15 protein-coding genes are annotated in these 17,249 nt (G+C 70.2%); 12 read left to right on the plus strand and 3 right to left on the minus strand.

All coding sequences use genetic code 11. The features are described from left to right. Window positions 1–62 precede the first annotated feature (62 nt). The 4 genes from ABG085_RS16060 to ABG085_RS16075 are packed head-to-tail and all read left to right on the plus strand — an operon-like array spanning window position 63 to window position 5,239. On the plus strand, window positions 63–1,361 hold the full coding sequence (locus ABG085_RS16060; protein WP_347976742.1) for a sugar ABC transporter substrate-binding protein: 1,299 nt from the start codon (window positions 63–65) through the stop codon (window positions 1,359–1,361). 58 nt (window positions 1,362–1,419) lie between these two features. After that, window positions 1,420–2,352, plus strand: a complete 933-nt coding sequence (locus ABG085_RS16065; protein WP_347976743.1) for a sugar ABC transporter permease — start codon at window positions 1,420–1,422, stop codon at window positions 2,350–2,352. A gap of 11 nt (window positions 2,353–2,363) precedes the next feature. Beyond that, window positions 2,364–3,260, plus strand: a complete 897-nt coding sequence (locus tag ABG085_RS16070; protein WP_347976744.1) for a carbohydrate ABC transporter permease — start codon at window positions 2,364–2,366, stop codon at window positions 3,258–3,260. After that, window positions 3,257–5,239 carry a beta-L-arabinofuranosidase domain-containing protein gene (locus tag ABG085_RS16075; RefSeq protein WP_347976745.1) on the plus strand — a complete coding sequence of 661 codons (1,983 nt, stop codon included), beginning with the start codon at window positions 3,257–3,259 and terminating at the stop codon, window positions 5,237–5,239. The genes ABG085_RS16070 and ABG085_RS16075 overlap by 4 nt, the downstream gene beginning before the upstream one ends. 1 nt (window position 5,240) lies before the next feature. On the opposite strand, the gene ABG085_RS16080 is transcribed toward ABG085_RS16075, so the two are convergent. Then, window positions 5,241–5,531 carry a DUF4287 domain-containing protein gene (locus tag ABG085_RS16080; protein ID WP_347976746.1) on the minus strand — a complete coding sequence of 97 codons (291 nt, stop codon included), beginning with the start codon at window positions 5,529–5,531 and terminating at the stop codon, window positions 5,241–5,243. 11 nt (window positions 5,532–5,542) lie between these two features. Continuing rightward, window positions 5,543–5,947 (minus strand): cupin domain-containing protein, encoded by a 405-nt coding sequence (locus ABG085_RS16085; protein ID WP_347976747.1) that lies wholly within the window; start codon window positions 5,945–5,947, stop codon window positions 5,543–5,545. A gap of 73 nt (window positions 5,948–6,020) precedes the next feature. Here ABG085_RS16085 and ABG085_RS16090 point away from each other — a divergent pair, with 73 nt between their 5' ends. From ABG085_RS16090 to ABG085_RS16125, 8 genes are all read left to right on the plus strand, one after another. Beyond that, the gene (locus tag ABG085_RS16090; protein ID WP_347976748.1) at window positions 6,021–7,010 is read left to right on the plus strand and encodes a DUF5937 family protein; all 990 of its coding nucleotides are present in this window, start codon (window positions 6,021–6,023) and stop codon (window positions 7,008–7,010) included. A 144-nt stretch (window positions 7,011–7,154) separates the two neighbouring features. Then, on the plus strand, window positions 7,155–8,402 hold the full coding sequence (locus tag ABG085_RS16095) for an MFS transporter (RefSeq protein WP_347976750.1): 1,248 nt from the start codon (window positions 7,155–7,157) through the stop codon (window positions 8,400–8,402). A gap of 312 nt (window positions 8,403–8,714) precedes the next feature. After that, on the plus strand, window positions 8,715–9,701 hold the full coding sequence (locus ABG085_RS16100; RefSeq protein WP_347976751.1) for an ABC transporter substrate-binding protein: 987 nt from the start codon (window positions 8,715–8,717) through the stop codon (window positions 9,699–9,701). Window positions 9,702–9,794: 93 nt separating this feature from the next. Then, window positions 9,795–11,333 (plus strand): sugar ABC transporter ATP-binding protein, encoded by a 1,539-nt coding sequence (locus ABG085_RS16105; protein ID WP_347976752.1) that lies wholly within the window; start codon window positions 9,795–9,797, stop codon window positions 11,331–11,333. Beyond that, complete coding sequence (locus tag ABG085_RS16110) at window positions 11,330–12,412, plus strand: ABC transporter permease (RefSeq protein ID WP_347976753.1); 1,083 nt, start codon at window positions 11,330–11,332, stop codon at window positions 12,410–12,412. Before ABG085_RS16105 ends, ABG085_RS16110 begins: the two co-directional genes overlap by 4 nt. Further along, the gene (locus tag ABG085_RS16115; RefSeq protein ID WP_347976754.1) at window positions 12,409–13,428 is read left to right on the plus strand and encodes a sugar ABC transporter permease YjfF; all 1,020 of its coding nucleotides are present in this window, start codon (window positions 12,409–12,411) and stop codon (window positions 13,426–13,428) included. Before ABG085_RS16110 ends, ABG085_RS16115 begins: the two co-directional genes overlap by 4 nt. 49 nt (window positions 13,429–13,477) lie before the next feature. Continuing rightward, window positions 13,478–15,007 (plus strand): sugar ABC transporter ATP-binding protein, encoded by a 1,530-nt coding sequence (locus ABG085_RS16120; protein ID WP_347976755.1) that lies wholly within the window; start codon window positions 13,478–13,480, stop codon window positions 15,005–15,007. After that, window positions 15,004–16,086, plus strand: coding sequence for a LacI family DNA-binding transcriptional regulator (locus ABG085_RS16125; protein WP_347976756.1), 1,083 nt, complete (start codon window positions 15,004–15,006; stop codon window positions 16,084–16,086). The genes ABG085_RS16120 and ABG085_RS16125 overlap by 4 nt, the downstream gene beginning before the upstream one ends. On the opposite strand, the gene ABG085_RS16130 is transcribed toward ABG085_RS16125, so the two are convergent. After that, window positions 16,083–17,141 carry a potassium channel family protein gene (locus tag ABG085_RS16130; RefSeq protein ID WP_347976757.1) on the minus strand — a complete coding sequence of 353 codons (1,059 nt, stop codon included), beginning with the start codon at window positions 17,139–17,141 and terminating at the stop codon, window positions 16,083–16,085. The two genes, ABG085_RS16125 and ABG085_RS16130, sit on opposite strands and share 4 nt — an antisense overlap. Window positions 17,142–17,249 lie beyond the last annotated feature (108 nt).

Genomic DNA, 17,249 nt, shown 5'->3' on the forward strand with positions numbered 1-17,249 from the left:
ATCACGGCAGCGGCACGGCGATCCCGCACGCGCACGCTCGAAGACGAGCCAAGGAGACTGCAATGACCAACACCCGACGTCGCGCCGCCGGCTGGCGCGCGGCGACCGCACTCCTCCTGTCAGGCGCCCTCATGGGCCTCGCCGGCTGCGCCGGCGGTGGCGCGGCGACGCCTGCGGAGGACATCCCGGCCGAGGGGACGGACGACGGGACGACCCTCACGCTCTGGACCCGCGCACCCCTCGAGAAGCAGGCGAACCTGCTTGTCGACGCCTACAACGCCTCGCACGAGAACCAGGTGGAGCTGACCGTCGTGCCCAACGACGACTACGTGGCGAAGGTCGGCGCCGCTGCCGGCTCAGGCGGGCTGCCCGACCTGTTCGCCGCCGACATCGTCTACGTCCCGAACTGGGTGGAGCAGGGCCTGTTCCAGGACATCAGCGCCCAGGTCGACGGCCTCGACGAGAAGGACCAGATCAACCAGGGCCACCTCTCGGCCGGGACGGACACCGACGGCAAGGAGCACGTCCTGCCCTTCGTGCTCGACCTGTCGATGCTGTTCTGGAACAAGGAGCTGTTCGAAGAGGCCGGACTCGACCCCGAGAAGGCGCCCGCCACCATGGCGGAGTACGCCGACGCGGCCAAGAAGATCCAGGCACTCGGCAAGGACGGCGTGTACGGCACCGCGACCGGCCTGAACTGCGGCGGATGCCTCGTCTTCACGTGGTTCCCCGGCATCTGGGCGTCCGGTGAAGAGGTGCTGAGCGACGACGGACACGAGTCGCTGCTGGCGAACGACGCCGCCAAGGAGGTCTACGACACCTGGCGGGATCTGTGGGAGTCGGGCGCCGTGCTTCCCAGCTCGCAGGACGAGGCGGGCCCCACCTGGACCGCAGGCTTCACCGAGGGCAACGTCGGCCTGATGTTCTACCCCGCGACGCTGCTGTCGTCGACCCCGTTCGACGCGGGCGTTGCCGGCATCCCGGGTGTCGACGGCGGCGCCTCGACCTTCGTCGGCGGGGACGGCATCGGCATCTCCAAGGACTCGGAGAAGGCCGCGCAGGCGTGGAACTTCCTCACCTGGCTGATGTCGGAGGATGCGCAGGTCGAGGTTCTAGCGAAGAACAACGACGTCGTCTCGCGCGCGGACCTCGCCGACAACGAGTACGCCGCGAAGGACCCTCGGCTCGTCACGATCAACGAGGTGGCCGCGCAGGGCGACACGCCCGTCGCGCTGAACTTCCAGCAAGCGTTCAACGCACCCGGCAGCCCCTGGCTGGAGCTCGTGCGCAACGCCGTGCTCGAAGGCACCGACACGGTCGACGCCGACAACGACGCCATCACCGAGATCCTCGCGCAGTGAACCGCGGCGGTGGCCCGGGCGACCGGGCCACCGCCCCCATCCCCGGAGAACGAACGCCATGTCCGCCGAGACGCTGAGTCCGCCGACGAGTCCGCCGACCGCCCCCTCCCCGCCGCACCGCGCTTCGCGCGCCCGGCGCGAGGCGCTGCGCGGGTGGCTCTACGCATCCCCGACGACCCTGTTCGTGGTGTTCGTCTTCCTGCTGCCACTGCTGCTGGTGCTGCACATGTCGGCGTCGGACTGGCCGCTGCTCTCGGGCAACCAGGGCTGGAACCTTCCCGAGAACTACGTCGACGCCGTCGACCACCGCCTGTTCTGGGACGCCATCTGGTTCACCCTGAAGTACACGGTCATCACGACGATCCTGCTCATCGGCCTGGGGCTCGGGCTTGCACTGCTGGTGCAGGAGTCCACCCGGTGGAAGTCGCTGCTGCGCACCTCGTTCCTCGTGCCGAGCGCACTGGGTCTCGCCTCGGCATCCCTCCTCTTCTACGTGCTCTACTCCCCGTACGCGGGGCCGTTCGCCGACCTCATGCAGTCGTGGGGCTTCACGTTCCTCGGCACACCCGAGGGGGCGCTCTGGTCGACCGTGTTCCTCATCGTGTGGCGGTACGCCGGCTTCTACATGCTGCTCATGCTGGTGGGCCTGCAGGCGATCCCCGACGACGTCTACGAGGCGGCGCGCATCGACGGCGCCTCGGCGTGGCAGACCTTCCGCGGCATCACGCTTCCGCTGCTGCGTCCGACGTTCGCACTCACCATCGTGCTGTGCGTCACCGGCTCGCTCCTGGCGTTCGAGCAGTTCTACATCCTGACCAAGGGCGGACCCGACAACAGCACCATGACGATCGTGCAGCTGATCTACAACGTCGCCTTCCAGGGCCAGAACGATCTCGGCATCGCCGCGGCGCTGTCGGTGATCGTGCTGCTGGCTCTCATCGTCATCAACATCTTCCAGCTGCGCGCGTTCCGCCGCACCGACGAGGACTGAGGAAGCCCGCCATGTCCGCACAGACGCTTCCGTCCTCCACCCGCCTCATCGAGGTGCAGCCGCCGCGCCGCCGCGCCCGGCGCTCCCCCGCGGCGCGCATCGTCTTCGGCATCCCGTACGCGGTGCTGACCACGGCGCTCGCCATCATGTTCCTCTACCCGCTCATCTGGACCGCCGTGTCGTCCGTGGCGCCCCGAGCCGGCACCAGCCAGCCGGAGGGCTGGGGATTCGGCAACTACGCGGCCCTCGCCGACTACCAGGCCGGCATCTGGGTCTATCTCGGCAACTCGACCTTCGTCGCGCTGCTGACGGTGCTGCTGACCCTGGTCGTCTCGACTCTCGGCGGCTACGCCTTCGCCCGGTTCTCGTTCCCGGGGAAGAACCTGCTGTTCCTCACGGTGCTCGCGATCCTGATGGTGCCGTACACGACGCTGCTCATCCCGCTCTACGTGATCCTCAACGCCGTCGGCCTGAGCAACTCCCTGGTCGGCGTCGCGATCGTGCTCACGATGTTCCAGCTGCCGTTCTCGATGTTCATGATGCGGATCTCCTTCGAATCCGTTCCTCGCGAGCTCGACGAAGCAGCGCTGGTCGACGGCGCGACCACCTTCGGGGCGCTCCGGCTCGTGCTGCTGCCCGCGGTCAAGCCGGGGCTCATCACGGTCGGCATGTTCGCCTTCCTCGCGGCCTGGAACGACTTCATGGCGCCGCTCATCCTGATCACCGACACGAACCGGATGACGCTGCCCCTGGCCGTCTCCAACCTTCGCGTGCAGGTGCAGGGCGTCATCGACTACGGCGCGACGGAGGCGGGAGTGGTCGTGCTGGCGCTGCCCTGCATCGTGCTGTTCCTCGTGCTGCAGCGCCACTACGTCCGCGGATTCATGTCGGGAGCTTTCAAGGGATGACCATGCAGACCACCACCACCGCGCCCCAGGCGCCCGTCGCTCCGGCGCACGGCCGCCTCCGCCCCCTCGGCCAGGAGGAGGTTCGCATCACCGGCGGCTTCTGGGGTGACCGGCAGGCCGTCAACGGCCGCAACACGCTCGCGCACATCGAGAGCCGCCTCGAATCCGAGGGTTGGCTCGGCAACTTCGACCGCGCCGCCGCCGGCACGCTGCCGGAGGGGCGCCGCGGACGCGAGTTCTCGGACTCCGAGGTGTACAAGTACCTCGAGGCGCTCGCGTGGGAGATCGGCCGCACCGACGACGCCGACCTCGAAACGCGGCTGCGCGCCGTCGTCAGCCGTGTCGCCGCGGCCCAGGAGGCGGACGGCTACCTCAACACCATGTTCGGGCGCCCGCGCCAGGGGCCCCGGTGGTCCGACCTCGAATGGGGGCACGAGCTGTACTGCCTCGGCCACCTCTTCCAGGCGGCGGTTGCCCGTGAGCGCACGCGGCCGGGTGCGGACGACGGCCTGCTCCAGGTCGCCGTGCGCGCCGCCGACCTCGTGTGCGCCGAGTTCGGGCCCGGTGGCCGCGACGCGATCTGCGGCCACGCCGAGGTCGAGGTGGGACTCGCCGAGCTGGCCCGGGCGACGGGCGAGCCCCGCTACCTCGAGCAGGCGCGCCTGTTCGTCGATCGCCACGGCCGCGGCACGCTCCGTGACATCGAATGGGGCCGCAAGTACTTCCAGGACGATGTTCCGGTGCGCGATGCGACGGCTCTGCGCGGCCACGCAGTGCGTGCGAACTACCTGGCGGCGGGCGCCGCCGACGTCGCCGTCGACACCGGTGACGCCGAGCTGCTCGGGGCGCTCCGCGGCCAGTGGGACCGTACCGTCGCCCGGCGGACGTACATCACCGGCGGCCAGGGTTCGCACCACCAGGACGAGGCGTTCGGCGAGGACTGGGAGCTGCCGGCCGACCGCGCCTACTCCGAGACGTGCGCGGGCGTCGGCTCGATCATGTTCTCGTGGCGCCTGCTGCTCGCGGGCGGGGATCCGCGCCATGCCGACCTCATCGAGCGAACCCTGTACAACGTGGTCGCCACCTCCCCCGCGCCCGACGGCCGCGCGTTCTTCTACGCGAACACGCTGCACCAGCGCGTGCCCGGCGTGCCCGCCGACGGGGATGCGACCTCGCCTCGCGCATCGTCGTCGCTGCGCGCCCCGTGGTTCGAGGTGTCGTGCTGTCCGCCGAACGTCGCACGCACGCTCGCGAGCCTCGACGCATACCTCGCGACCGCCGACGACGACGGCGTGCAGCTGCACCAGTACGCGCCGGCGAGCGTGCGCACCACGCTGCCGGACGGAAGGGTCGTCGCGTTCGACGTCGCGACGGAATATCCGGCCTCGGGGCGGATCCGCGTGACCTCGAGCGCGTCGTCCGGAGCCTATGGGCGCGTGGGCGCAGCCGCGGCCGACGCGCCCTGGACCCTCACGCTGCGCGTGCCCTCGTGGGCCCGGGGCGCCCGTCTGCGCTTCGCTCCCGCGAACGGCGGTCCGGCCGAGGAGCGCGAGGTCGAACCCGGAGCGGTGGAGATCCGCCGAGCGTTCGGTGCGGGCGACATCGTCGAACTCGAGCTGCCGATGACCCCGCGCATCAGCAGTCCCGACCCCCGCATCGACGCGATCCGCGGGTGTGTCGCGATCGAGCGCGGCCCCGAGGTGTACGCGCTGGAGTCCGTCGATCTCGCCACGGCGGGTGCCGCTGACGTCGCCGACGTCGTCCTCGCTGCCGGCACGAGGCCATCCGAGCGCGACGGGCGCGTCTGGATCGACGTGATGTCCGTCGGCGCGGACGACTCGGCGGCGACATGGCCCTACGCCGGCGGCGGGGCGGCGCCGAGGGGCGCCGCATCCGTCTCCGTACCCCTCGTGCCGTACCACGAGTGGGCCGAGCGGGGACCCTCCACGATGCGCGTGTGGATCCCCGCGGCGACCTGACCTAGGGGTTCGGGTTCGTCGCCTTGCCGTCGAGCCAGAGGGTGTTCGACGGGTCGGAGTGGGCGGTGCCGGTGCCGACGTGCTTGTCGCTGATCTGCGGACCCTTGGTGATGACGTGGACGAGGGCCATCGCGTGCCCGCGGCCGAGGCCGTAGTCGGCGGCGAGCCACTCGACGATCGGCGCGGCCTTCGTGCTCTCGTCGAAGCCCTTCTCGTGCGCGAGCTCCACGAACTGCCGCGGCGTGAGGCCGGTCTTGGTCTCGATGTTGTCGAGATATGCCTGGAACGTCATGTCGTCTCTCCTCAGTTGCCGGTGGGGATGTCGAGCACTCCAGGGGCATCCTGCCACTCCTGGATGATGCGGTCCGACGCGTGGATGCAGAGCACCCGCAGCCGGTCGGTGCCGCTGTTCTTGAACCCGTGCCAGGCGCCGGCGGGCGCGGTGGCGGTGTCGCCGGCGACGGCATGCAGCACCTTCTCGTCGATCGTGATGCGTGCCTCACCCTCGAGCAGCACCCAGGTCTCGGGGTACGGATGACGGTGGATGTCGGGGCCCTGCCCCGGCTCGTTGTCGACGAAGAAGTACGACACGCCGGCGCCGTGCTCGGCGCCCACGAACGTGCGGGTGCGACTCGCTCCCCTGCGGAGCTCGTCGGCCCGAACGATGGGGGGAACCACCGCGGGAGCGGTGGGGAATTCGATGTCCATGACTTCCTCCTGCGACCTCGTGGACGATGGTTTCAGCCTGTCGCCTCGGCGAGGAGGCCCATAGAGTTTCGATGTGGATCGAAAGTTCGTCGACTTCCAGCTGGCACCGGACGACCTCACCGCGATCCGGTTCGGCGTCTCGCCGGGTCACGAGCTGTGCCACGCCGTGCGCACCCTGCTCCGGCCCGACGAGTACCCGCTGCAGTGGGGATGGATGCGGACGGCCCGCAGCGCGATCCCGCGCGAGGACTTCGAGGTACTCGCGCTCTTGATCCGCGACGAGGGCTACTTCCCCGACTTCTTCACGACCACGCCGACGTGGGAGCTCACCCCGGAGGCCGAGGCCGAGCGGCTGCGCGACATCGACGACGAGCGCTTCCGCGTCGACATGACGAAGGTGCTGGTGCGCACCGAGGGCGCCCGGCAGGCCGCCGTGCAGCGCATGCTCGATCACCCCGACCGCGCCCGCGCCATGATCGCCGAGGCATGGCTATCGGTGTGGAACACGGGCATCGCTCCGGTCTGGACCCAGCTCGAGCGGCTGCTGCGGGCAGATATCGCCGTGCGCTCCCGTCGCATCGCCGAGAGCGGCATCGGCGCCATGATCCAGACGCTGCACGACCGCGTCGAATGGCACGACGGCGCGGTGCGCGTCGCGATGCGGATCTGGAGCGAGGTCGTCGACTGCCGCGGAAGCGGGCTGGTGCTCGTGCCATCGGTCATGGGGGCGACCGGATGCTTCGTGCTCACCGAGCCGCCGGCGCAGCCGACGCTGTTCTACCCGGCGCAGGGGGTAACTGCGAGCTGGGCGCGGGACCCCGCCGGCGTGACGTCGGCGCTCGGTGCGCTGCTGGGGCCCGCGCGCGCCCGCATCCTCCTCGACGCCCACGAGCCGCGGACCACATCCCAGGTGGCGCGGGACACCGCGCTCGCGATCTCGACCGCCTCGCACCACCTCGGCGTGCTGCGGGATGCCGGATTGCTCGCGAGCACGCGGGACGGCGCCCGCGTGCTGCACCGCCGCACCCCGCTCGGCGAGGCCATGGTCGGCGCCGTGCTCTGACACCGCGGCCAGGCACCGCTCAGGTGGCCCCCGGTAGACTGGCCGGGCCATCCTCGATGTGCATCTACCTGTCTGCGGCCTTCTGCCGCTGCGGACAAGGCGGCACGCAATGCCGCCGTTGCGGCCGGAAAGCCCCGAACCACGATGCACACGACCCTCACCGACACGCGACAGCGCCCTCCGCACACCGCCCGACGCCCGAGCCTCATCCGCGAAGCCGGCTATGCGTACTTCCCCGTCGCACTGATCGCACGCCTGCCGTTCGCGATGATGGTGGTCGGCATCCTCACGCTCGTCGTGGCGGCGCGCGGATCGCTCGCTCTGGGCGGCGTGACCAGCGCGATGACCGGCCTCGGCACCGCCCTCGTCGGCCCGCTCCTGGGTGCCGCCGCCGACCGCTTCGGCCAGCGCCGGGTGCTCTTGATCGCGGGCGTCGTCAACAGCGTCCTGCTGGGCGCGTTCGCGTGGCTCGCCTTCGCGCCCGTCGGGGATGTCGCCCTCCTCGCGGTCGCGTTCTTCATCGGCGCCTCGATGCCCCAGGTCGCGCCACTCTCGCGGAGCCGCCTCGTCGGCCTCATCGCGCGGGCGTACCCGGCGGAGCGCCGCACGTCGACGGTGAACGGAGCGATGGCATACGAGTCGGCGGCGGACGAGATCGTCTTCGTCTTCGGCCCCGTCATCGTCGGCCTGCTCGCGACCACGCTCAACCCGGCGGCACCCGTGATCGGCGCCGCCGTGCTGGGCCTGGTCTTCGTGACCGCGTTCGCCCTGCACCCGACCGCTGCGAGGGCCGCGGCATCCGCCGATGGCGTCCGCCCCGAGCAGGCGCCGCTGCGGGAAGTCTTCCGGGCGCGTGTGCTCGCACCCGTCGTCGGAGCGCTGGGCATGGGCCTTTTCTTCGGCGCGATGCTGACGTCGCTCACCGCGTTCATGGCGGAGCGCGGCGTGCCGGAGCAGGCGGGACTCGTTTACGGCGCGATGGGCATCGGATCCGCCGCGCTCGCCCTCGGCGTCGCCCTGTTCCCGGCCGCGTTCACGCTGCGCGCGCGATGGCTGACCTTCGCCGGCGTCCTCGTCGCGGGCGCGGTCTGGCTGCCCTTCGTCGGCACGGTCGGTGCGATGGCGATCTGCCTGCTCGTGATCGGCGTGGGCATCGGTCCGACGCTCGTGACCCAGTACAGCCTGGCGGCCGCCTTCAGCCCTCGCGGTCGCTCGGCGACCGTCATGACGATGCTCGGCTCGGCGGTCGTCGTCGGGCAGTCCGCAGCATCCGCCGTCACCGGCCTCGTCGCCGACGGCGCGGGGGCCGGGACCGCCCTCGTATCGCCGCTGCTCGCCGCCACCGTCGTCCTCGGTGCGGGCGTCTGGAACGCGGTCGCCTCGCGGCGCTGAGCGCGGGAGCACCGGCGGATAGCGGTGTCCGCCTTGGTCGACTTGTGAACGCACTCATCCGCTCGCGCGGCCACCACGGCCTCGATCACGAGCGGTCGACCGCGATGTGATCCCTCACTTTTGGCTCCCGGCGGCGGAATCACGCGCTTCGGCGACCGTGGCACCCACCCGCGTTACGCAAATGTTACCGCTCACATCTTGCGCGACAGTGGAATGTGAAGGCTAACATTCAGGCGGACGGGCAGCACCAGTGCAGCCCGGGGCACAGTGATACCGGCGTCGATGCCGGACCCGAACGAGGAGGTTTTGGGAATGAAGAACAGGATTCTCGCCGGTGCAGCGCTTCTGGGAGCGTTGGCACTGGTGGCGACAGGCTGCGCGAGCTCGGGCAACGGAGCAGGCGCGAGTGGCGACGGTGGGGACGAGCTCGTGACGGTCGGCTTCGCTCAGACCGGGTCGGAGTCGGGCTGGCGCAGTGCGAACACCGAGTCGATGAAGGAGGCGTTCTCCGAGGACAACGGCTTCGAGCTCATCTTCAACGCCGCCGACAACGACCCGGCGGCGCAGATCGCGGCGGTGCGCGACTTCATCAGCCGGGGCGTCGACGCGATCGTCATCGCCCCCATCGTGGAGGACGGCTGGGACGACGTGCTGCAGGAGGCGTCGGATGCCGGCATCCCGGTCGTCCTCGAGGACCGCACGGTCAGCTCGTCCGACGATCTGTACGCGAGCTGGGTCGGGCTGGACTTCAAGAAGGAGGGCGTGACGGCCGGCGAGTGGGCCGCCGAGAACTTCGGTGACACCCCGACGAAGATGGTCGTGCTCGAGGGCACCACCGGCTCCGCGCCGGCGAACGACCGTGCCGAGGGCTTCAACGAGGCGATCGATGGCACGGCGATCGAGACGATCGACTCGCAGACGGGCGACTTCACGCGCGACGGCGGCAAGACGGTCATGGAGGGCTTCCTCCAGAAGTACGGCGTGGACGGCATCGACCTGCTCTATGCGCACAACGACGACATGGCGCTCGGCGCGATCGAGGCGATCGAGGCAGCAGGCGCCGTTCCCGGCGAGGACATCAAAATCATCTCGATCGACGCGGTGCATGACGGTATGCAGGCCCTCGTCGACGGCAAGATCAACTTCATCGTGGAGTGCAACCCGCTGCTCGGCGAGCTCGCCGCCGGCCTCGTGACCGACGTGCTCGAGGGCAACGACGTCGAGAAGGAGAACTACGTCGAGGACCAGTCCTTCACGCAGGAGCAGGCCGCCGAGGTCATCGACTCCCGCGCGTACTGATCCCCGTCCCCGCGTTCGTCGGGGACCGGCTTCGGCTGGTCTCCGACGGACGTCGGACTCGAAACGAAAGCCCGGACGAGACAGAAGACACGGATGCGCATGACCGTCAACGAAGACACCCCCGCCGTCGCGATGCGGGGCATCACCATCAGCTTCCCGGGCGTCCTCGCCCTCGACGACGTCGACTTCACGCTCCGCCGGGGCGAGGTCCACTCCCTCATGGGCGAGAACGGCGCAGGGAAATCGACCCTCATCAAGGCGCTCACCGGCGTCTACCAGATCGACAGCGGCACCATCGCGGTCGATGGCGAGGAGCGGGTCTTCTCCGCCACCGCCGACGCGCAGACGGCCGGGATCTCCACGGTCTATCAGGAGGTCAACCTCTGCGCGAACCTCTCGGTCGGTGAGAACGTGATGCTCGGGCACGAGCCGCGCGGCCGGGCGGGCATCGACTGGAAGGCGGTCCACCGGCTCGCCGCCGAGCACCTCGCCGGCTTCGGCCTCACCATCGACACGCGCTCGATCCTCTCCAGCCACTCGATCGCGATCCAGCAGCTCGTGGCCATCAGCCGAGCCATGGTGCTGGACGCGAAGGTGCTCATCCTCGATGAGCCGACCTCCAGCCTCGACCGTGGCGAGGTCGAGCGCCTGTTCGCAGTCATCCGCGAACTCCGCGACCAGGGCGTCGCGATCCTGTTCGTCAGCCACTTCCTCGAGCAGGTCTACGAGATCTCCGACCGCATCACCGTGCTGCGCAACGGCCGGCTCGTCGGCGAGCACCTCGCGGTCGATCTGCCGCGCGACAGCCTCGTGAGCCAGATGATCGGACGGGAGCTCGACGAGCTCGCGGCCATCTCGCGGACGGCCGATCGCGTGATCGACCGGACCGCGACGCCGGTTCTCCGCGCCACGGGCATCGGACGCCGAGGGATGCTGGAGCCCGCCGACCTCGACATCTACGAGGGCGAGGTCGTCGGCCTCGCCGGGCTTCTCGGCTCGGGCCGCACCGAGCTCGTGCGCCTGCTGTACGGCGCCGACAAGGCCGACACGGGAACCGTCGAGATCGGCGGTCGGCCGGCTCGGCTCACGTCGCCACGACACGCGATCGACCACCGCATCGCGTTCTCGTCCGAAGACCGCCGGGCCGAGGGCATCATCTCCGACCTGACGGTCGCCGAGAACATCGTGCTCGGCATCCAGGCGAAGCGCGGATGGATGCGGCCGGTACCCCGTGCCGAGCGCGACCAGGTGGTCTCGGAGTACATCGCGGCGCTCGGGGTGCGGCCGGCAGACCCGGACATGCTCGTGCGCAATCTGTCGGGCGGCAACCAGCAGAAGGTGCTTCTCGCGCGCTGGCTGGCGACCGCGCCGCAGCTGATCATCCTCGACGAGCCCACCCGCGGCATCGACGTCGGGGCCAAGGCCGACATCCAGCGCAAGGTCGCCGAGCTCTCGGCGCAGGGCCTGTCTGTCGTGTTCATCTCATCCGAGCTCGAAGAAGTGCTTCGATTGGCACAGCGAGTCGTCGTCATGCGCGATCGACGCCGCATCGGCGAACTGGACTCCAGCACCGTCGACCTCGATCTGCTCATCGACTACATCGCCAATGAGGGCGAGGGGAGCGCAGCGTGAAGAAGCTCGTCACACACCGGCTGTTCTGGCCGGTCATGGCCCTGCTCGCACTGATCGTGGTCAACACGATCGCGCGGCCGCAGTTCATCAGCGTCACCGTGCGCGACGGCGAGCTCTACGGCGCGCTGATCGACATCCTCCGCAACAGCGCCCCGCTCATGCTGGTGGCCCTCGGCATGACGATCGTCATCGCCACCCGGGGCATCGACCTCTCGGTCGGCGCCATCATGGCCGTCTCGGGGGCGGTCGCGCTCACGATCATCGACACCTCCGGCGATCCCGGCGGCGGCGCCACCGTCGCTGTCGCCCTCCTGGTCGGCATCCTCGTGGCCCTCGTCCTGGGCGTGTGGAACGGCTTCCTCATCGCCGTGCTCGGCATCCAGCCGATCATCGCGACCCTCGTGCTCATGCTCGCGGGCCGCGGCGTGGCCCTGCTCATCACCGACGGATTCATCACGACGGTCACGAGCGCGCCCTACAAGTTCATCGCGACCGGGTACGTCATCGGACTCCCGTTCGCGCTGTTCATCTCGGTCGCGGCGATCCTCGTGATCTCGCTGCTGGAGCGCCGCACCGCGCTCGGGGTGCTCACCGAGTCCGTCGGCATCAACCCCGAGGCGAGCCGGTTGGCGGGCGTCCGCGCCCGCGGCATCGTCTTCGGCGCGTACGCCGCGAGCGGCGTGCTGGCCGGCATGGCGGGCGTCCTCTACAGCTCGAACATCATGGCGGCCGACGCCAACGCCGCAGGGCTGTACATCGAGCTCTACGCGATCCTCGCCGTCGTGCTCGGCGGCACGTCGCTGATGGGCGGCAAGTTCACGATCGCCGGCACGGTCGTCGGCGTTCTCACGATCCAGACGCTCGAGTCCACCATCCTGTTCCTCGGCGTGCCTTCTGCGCAGGCGCCCGTGTTCTTCGCGGCGGTCGTGGTCGTGGTCGTCCTCGTCCAGTCGCCGCGGCTGCACCGATTCGCCCGGGGGCTGTTCGCGGCACGCCGCCCCGACGGCGGCGGTCCGAGCGCGCCCCCACCCACACCCCCGACAACGACGGAGCAGACGAAGGCGGAGGCGGTCCGATGACCACGACGACTCAGACCGAGGCGGGGCGTCCGACGCTCGCCGACCGCTACGCGACCTTCATGAGCCGCCACTCGTCGCTCATGCCGACGTTCGCGGCCATCGTGATCCTGATCGTGCTCCTCGTGGGCGCGCAGATCGCGTTCGGCAACTTCATCACGCCGCGCAACATGTCGGCGCTGCTGCTGAACAACGCCTACCTGCTGATCCTCGCCGTCGGGCTGACGTTCGTCATCCTGACGGGAGGCATCGACCTCTCGGTGGGCTCCGTCATGGCGTTCACCGGCATCCTCTGCGCGAAGCTGCTGGCTGAGGGGCTTCCGGCGATCGTGGCCATCCCGCTCATGCTGCTCGGGGGCGCGGCCATCGGCCTGCTGATCGGCGTGCTCGTGCATTACTTCGACGTGCAGCCGTTCATCGCGTCGCTGGCGGGCCTGTTCCTGGCGCGCGGCCTCGCCTTCGTGGTCAGCCTCTCGTCCATCCGCGTCGAAGACCCCGCGGTGCTGTGGCTGCAGCGCACGCGGCTCACGGTGGGCGACTGGTACCTCACGCCGACCGGCATCCTGGCCCTCCTCATCGTGGCGATCGGCGTCTTCGTGACGCAGTGGACGCGCTTCGGGCGCACGATCTACGCCATCGGCGGCAACGAGCAGTCGGCGCGGCTGATGGGTCTGCCGGTCGCTCGGACGAAGATCCTCGTCTACGTCATCAGCGGCGTCTGCGGCGGTCTCGCCGGCCTCGTCCTCACGGCCTATTCGGGTGCCGGATATCCGCTCAACGGCGTGGGCACCGAGCTGGACGCGATCGCCGCGGTCGTGATCGGCGGCACGCTGCTGACGGGCGGGTCCGGCTACGTGATCGGCTCGATGATCGGCGTGCTCGTGTACGGCGTGATCAAGACCATCATCGCGTTCATGGGTGCGGAGCAGTCGTGGACCCGCATCATCATCGGCGGGCTGCTCCTGGTCTTCATCGTCGTGCAGCGGTTCATCGTCACCCGGTCGGAACGTCGCCGGTGACCCGAGTGCCATGAGCGGACCCGTTCGCGTCTCGCGACATAATGGCGGGATGGACGAGCGGCGTCCGCTCATGGAACTCACCGGGGCGACGGTAAGGTTCGGCGCGGAGACCGCGCTCGACGACGTGCGCTTCCGTGTGTTCCCCGGCGAGGTGCACTCGCTCATGGGAGAGAACGGCGCCGGCAAGTCGACGCTCATCAAAGCCCTCACGGGGGCCCTGCACCTCGACAGCGGACGCATCGAGCTCGAGGGGAACCCCGTCCGCTTCGCCACTCCGGCCGATGCGCTGCGGGCGGGGATCAGCACGGTCTACCAGGAGATCGACCTGCTGCCGAATCTCACGGTGGCCGAGAACATCTGCCTCGGTCGAGAGCCGCGCCGCTTTGGCACCATCCACTGGTCGGCGATGCGCGAGCGTGCCGCAGAAGTGCTGTCGGGGCTCGGGCTGACGATCGACCCGGCGTCGATGCTGGGAAGCCATTCGCTCGCCGTCCAGCAGCTCGTCGCCATCGCCCGGGCGATCTCGATCGACGTGCGGGTGCTGGTGCTCGACGAGCCCACGTCGAGCCTCGACATCGACGAGGTGGCCGAGCTCTTCCGCGTCATCCGCGACCTCAAGGAGCGCGGCGTCGCCATCATCTTCATCTCGCACTTCCTCGACCAGGTCTACGAGATCGCCGACCGCATCACCGTCCTCCGCGGCGGCAGGCTCGTCGGAGAGTACGTGCCCACCGAGCTGCTGCGGATCGATCTCGTCGAGAAGATGCTCGGACGCAGCGTCTCCGACCTCGGCACACGCGACCGTGTCGACGCCGCGCCGGACGAGGCATCCGCTCTCCTCACCGCCGAAGGCGTGACGGTCGCTCCCGGCATCGCCGACGCGGACATCGACCTGCGCGAGGGCGAGGTGCTCGGGCTGGCGGGACTCCTCGGCTCGGGACGGACGGAACTGGCGCGCGCCCTCACGGGAGCCGACCGGCTGGACGCCGGGATCATCACGATCAGCGGCCGGCGCGTGGATCCGCACAGCCCCCGCGAGGCCATCGCGTTCGGGGTGGTCTACTCGTCGGAGAACCGGCGCACCGAGGGCATCATCAGCGAGCTGAGCGTGCAGGACAACATCACCCTCGCGCTGCAGGCCGAGCGGGGAGTGTTCCGGCGCCTGCGGGATCAGCGGCGCCGGGAGCTGGCGATGAGCTGGATCGAGGCGCTCGACATCCGGCCGGCCGATCCCGACCGTCCCGCGGGCACGCTGTCGGGCGGCAACCAGCAGAAGGTGCTGCTGGCACGCCTGCTCGCGCTGTCTCCGCGCGTGCTCGTCCTCGACGAGCCGACGCGCGGCATCGACGTCGGGGCCAAGGTCGAGATCCAGAATCTCGTGGGCGAGCTCGCCGACAACGGGCTGTCGGTGGTGTTCATCTCGGCGGAGCTCGAGGAGGTGCTGCGCGTGGCGAGCCGCGTCGCGATCCTCCGCGGCGGCCGCGTCGTCGACACCCTCCCCTCGGAGACACTCACCGTCGAGTCGCTCATGGCGCTCGTCGCACAGGCCGACGACGCCGACGACGAGGCGGTGCGATGACCGACGACAAGCCGGCGCGGTCCGCGAACATCTTCGACGTGGCGCGGCTCGCGGGCGTCTCGCACCAGACGGTCTCGCGTGTGCTCAACGACCTGCCCAACGTCCGCCCCGCCACGCGCGCACGCGTCGAGCAGGCGATCGCGCAGCTGCGGTACAGCCCCTCCCCCGCCGCACGGGCTCTCGTCACGCGCCGCACCCGCACCATCGGGCTCGTCGCCCCGGGCGTCTCGGACTACGGGCCGACGTCGGTCGCGACCGCCTTCAACTTCGCCGCCCGGGCCGAGCGCTACAGCGTCGAGACGGTGAGCGCGCTCGACCCCGACCCCGCCGCCGTGCGATCGGTGATCGAGTCGCTGCTCCGCCAGCGCGTCGACGCGATCGTGCTGATCGTGGTGGATGTCGGTGTGCTCGAGGTCGTGCGGGGCCTGGATCTCAGCATCCCGGTCGTGGCCGCCGCCGCCACGGCCCGACGCAGTCCGCTGATCGTCTCGATCGACCAGTACCGCGGTGCGCGCTCGGCGGTGCGGCACCTTGCCGAGCTCGGCCACACCCGCATCCTCCACCTGGCCGGACCGCAGCGCGCCCCCGACGCCCTCGAGCGCATCCGCGGGTGGCGCGACGAACTCGCCTCCCATCGCCTCGAAGTCGTCGAACCGCGACACGGCGACTGGTCGGCCGCGAGCGGCTACCGCCTCGGCACCGACCTCGACATCGCGCCCGGCACCGCCGTCTTCGCCTCGAACGACCACATGTCGATCGGCCTGCTGTCCGCGCTGCGGGAGCGGGGGCTGCGGGTGCCGGAGGACATCAGCGTGGTCGGCTTCGACGACGTGCCCGAGGCCGGCTACCTCTACCCCGCGCTCACCACCGTGCGTCAGGACTTCGCGAGCCTCGGCGAGCTGATGATGCAGAAGGTGCTCATCGCGGTCGAGGAGCCCGACAGCGTCACCGAGGACACGCCGCTCCCCACGCACCTGATCGTGCGCAGCTCGACCCGCGCGCAGGCGGGCGCGTCGGCGCGAGCACAGCCGCCCGCCGACGGCGTCCCGCCCTCGGCGGGAACCGCGGCAGCACCCTAGGGCGTCGCGTCGGCGAGGAGCCGTCTGATCTCGGCCATCGCCTGCTCGGACTGCGCGAGCAGCGCCCGCAGCCGCTCGGCCGTCTCGCCCGGGTCGACGGAGGTGACCGATTCCGCCTCGCCGGTGACTTCGGCCGCCGGGCCGCCGACATCACCGGCGTCCGCCGTGGCCGCGACGCCGGCGTTCACCGCACCCGCGACCGCACCGGCCGCGACGCCTTTGGCCGCATGCTGGGCGATCGACGGCTGCGCGGCCTCCGCGGACGGCACCCCGGCAGTGGCTGCGTCCGACTGCTCTCCGCTCGGGTCGGCGGCGGCATCGGCATCCGTCTCCGTCTCCGTGGTCTCGCCCTTGCGGGGCCCGAGGAAGAGGTTGGCGAGGTAGCCGGTGAACGTTCCGAAGATGCCGACGCCGACGACGATGATGAGCGTGCCGATGATGCGGCCGCCATTGGTCACCGGGAACCGGTCGCCGTAGCCGACGGTCGAGATCGTGACGAGGGTGTACCAGAGCGCATCGGAGGCGGACGTGATGTTGGCGCCGTCGGCGTTCTCCTCGACCGCGAGGATCGAGATGCTGCCGAACTGCAGCACGAGCACGCCCATCAGGAGGAGGGTCATCAGCGCGCTGTTGGCGCGGTCGTGGACGAGCGTCGCCCACACGGTGCGCGGGCCGAGCTCGCGCAGCAGCCGGAACACCCGCAGCAGACGGAAGAGGCGCAGGACCTTGAACTGCGGGAACGGCAGGCTGGCGAGGAGGTCGGCCCAGCCGAACCCTCGGAAGAAGTAGCGCCCCGGCGACGGCGCGGTCGAGATCCGGTAGATGAAGTCGCCGAGGAAGATCGCACTGAACAGCGCGTTCATGACCGAGAGCACGAGCTCGAGCGCCGAATCGCCCGCGATGACGTAGACGAACACCAGGTTCACGATCGACAGGATCGACAGCGCACCGATGAAGATCTCGTACGCGGTGTTCTTCAGCTCGGCGCGCGCCGCCGCGCGCGCCTGCGCACGCTGCTGGGACCGCTTGCGGATCTCGGAGAGGGAACGGGCCATGTCGGCTCCTCGGCTCGGGCCATGCCGGACACACTCCGGCTGCGGCCCCATTGTCCTCGCCCCGATCGCCACGGCGCGACCGGCACTCGGCCGGCCGACGCGATGCCG

Source organism: Microbacterium sp. ProA8 (assembly GCF_039905635.1).
GTDB lineage: Bacteria > Actinomycetota > Actinomycetes > Actinomycetales > Microbacteriaceae > Microbacterium > Microbacterium chionoecetis.

Bases quoted from the DNA above. Each gene is read 5' to 3' on its own strand.
- ABG085_RS16060 (WP_347976742.1), top strand. From the start codon at position 63: ATGACCAACACCCGACGTCGCGCCGCCGGCTGGCGCGCGGCGACCGCA.
- ABG085_RS16065 (WP_347976743.1), top strand. From the start codon at position 1,420: ATGTCCGCCGAGACGCTGAGTCCGCCGACGAGTCCGCCGACCGCCCCC.
- ABG085_RS16070 (WP_347976744.1), top strand. From the start codon at position 2,364: ATGTCCGCACAGACGCTTCCGTCCTCCACCCGCCTCATCGAGGTGCAG.
- ABG085_RS16075 (WP_347976745.1), top strand. From the start codon at position 3,257: ATGACCATGCAGACCACCACCACCGCGCCCCAGGCGCCCGTCGCTCCG.
- ABG085_RS16080 (WP_347976746.1), bottom strand. From the start codon at position 5,531: ATGACGTTCCAGGCATATCTCGACAACATCGAGACCAAGACCGGCCTC.
- ABG085_RS16085 (WP_347976747.1), bottom strand. From the start codon at position 5,947: ATGGACATCGAATTCCCCACCGCTCCCGCGGTGGTTCCCCCCATCGTT.
- ABG085_RS16095 (WP_347976750.1), top strand. From the start codon at position 7,155: ATGCACACGACCCTCACCGACACGCGACAGCGCCCTCCGCACACCGCC.
- ABG085_RS16100 (WP_347976751.1), top strand. From the start codon at position 8,715: ATGAAGAACAGGATTCTCGCCGGTGCAGCGCTTCTGGGAGCGTTGGCA.
- ABG085_RS16105 (WP_347976752.1), top strand. From the start codon at position 9,795: ATGCGCATGACCGTCAACGAAGACACCCCCGCCGTCGCGATGCGGGGC.
- ABG085_RS16115 (WP_347976754.1), top strand. From the start codon at position 12,409: ATGACCACGACGACTCAGACCGAGGCGGGGCGTCCGACGCTCGCCGAC.
- ABG085_RS16120 (WP_347976755.1), top strand. From the start codon at position 13,478: ATGGACGAGCGGCGTCCGCTCATGGAACTCACCGGGGCGACGGTAAGG.
- ABG085_RS16125 (WP_347976756.1), top strand. From the start codon at position 15,004: ATGACCGACGACAAGCCGGCGCGGTCCGCGAACATCTTCGACGTGGCG.
- ABG085_RS16130 (WP_347976757.1), bottom strand. From the start codon at position 17,141: ATGGCCCGTTCCCTCTCCGAGATCCGCAAGCGGTCCCAGCAGCGTGCG.